Source organism: Pseudomonas sp. FW305-25 (genome assembly GCF_017351415.1).
Classification (GTDB): Bacteria; Pseudomonadota; Gammaproteobacteria; order Pseudomonadales; family Pseudomonadaceae; genus Aquipseudomonas; species Aquipseudomonas chlororaphis.
This window is the reverse complement of record NZ_JACNDE010000094.1, coordinates 1-278: the sequence shown is the minus strand read 5'-3', so window position 1 is coordinate 278 and position 278 is coordinate 1. Positions and strand designations below refer to the sequence as shown.

General features: G+C 61.5%; 1 protein-coding gene. It reads left to right on the top strand.

Features of this window, described 5'->3' with window-relative positions; all coding sequences use genetic code 11:
- Positions 1 to 278: immunoglobulin-like domain-containing protein (locus tag J4E58_RS31830; RefSeq protein WP_207255379.1), on the top strand; the 278-nt coding region annotated here is incomplete at both ends.

The window sequence follows — 278 nt, the reverse complement described above, 5'->3', positions numbered from 1 at the left end:
GCTGGCGGCAGCTCCCTGAGCACCACCATCACCGGCGCAACCGGTGGCAACTACGAAAAACTTGATGTCGACAGTAAACCTGCCGACACCTCGGTGACCGACACCCCGGACACCACCAATCTGAGCCTGACAGCGACTGACACTGTCGCTGAAGGCGGTTCGATCGTTTATACCGCGACGCTGACCAATGCGGCCGGCACGCCTGTAACCGTGACCTTGAGCAACGGTGCGATCATCACAATCGCTGCCGGTGCGACCACCGGCTCTGTGACCGTCGC